This is a genomic window from Limnospira sp. PMC 1279.21, assembly GCF_032349615.1.
GTDB classification, from domain to species: Bacteria; Cyanobacteriota; Cyanobacteriia; order Cyanobacteriales; family Microcoleaceae; genus Limnospira; species Limnospira fusiformis.
In genome coordinates this window covers 1-848 of sequence record NZ_JARPLU010000455.1, presented here as the reverse complement: position 1 = coordinate 848, position 848 = coordinate 1, and the positions used below count along the sequence as shown (strand labels likewise).

General features: G+C 39.9%; 1 pseudogene. It reads left to right on the top strand.

The features are described from left to right. A pseudogene (locus P5683_RS25400) lies at positions 1-848 on the top strand (hypothetical protein); the annotation flags it as partial.

The following is an 848-nucleotide window of genomic DNA, read 5'->3' as shown; positions in this document are numbered from 1 at the left end:
GTTTGGGGGTCCTAATTCAGGCGATAAAATAGATGATGATAAAGGAAGGCGACCAGACGATAGTAGTGGTGAATGGCTCGAAGAACTTGAGAGGGCTCTTGAGTTTAGAGAATATTCGTGGGATTGCAGGCTATTTATGGTGTATATGCACTACCCGGACGGGACGTGGGATATGGGGACAAGTAATCCTGTTACATATAATCACAGTTTTGACTTAGTAACACCGGATGAATTTCCTAGTCGCAGAAATTTAGAATATATTGTCAACAGAAATGGAAACATCACAGAAGGGACAACACGATTATTTCCAAGAAGCTGGTGGTCTGAATATACTATCTCGATTTATGAATCAGAAGGGGGGGAACACATTTGTTCATTTAATAAATTTGTTCTTAGCCAAGTTGGCGCGAGGAGGGGGCAAATCTATGGGATTCAAGCTATGGGGAATAACATAAAATCGTTTGTCGGTATAGTTAAAAATCTTAGAAACCGTACCGTATATTATGAACAACGATACTCCGGTAATTGGTCTAACCCAATAAGAAGGACAGGTCCAGCCAGGTTTGCATCTGATGTAATACAGAGTTATGGTAGAAGTTGGGCAGCTACGCATTATTTGCATGGCTATCCATTAGGGTATAGGTATATATTCAAAAATCTAGGAATCCATCCAATATCAATAGATACGAGTACGTCCTCCGATAGATATATCTACCGGAATCCTACTGAAACCTGCAATTGGGAAGAGATTATTCCGCGTAAGATTAGAAGAATTTGGATACCAGACATGAATGAAGAATGTTGCGGAATGATTAGAAGGATTTATGAGTTTTTAGACCCTGAATCCT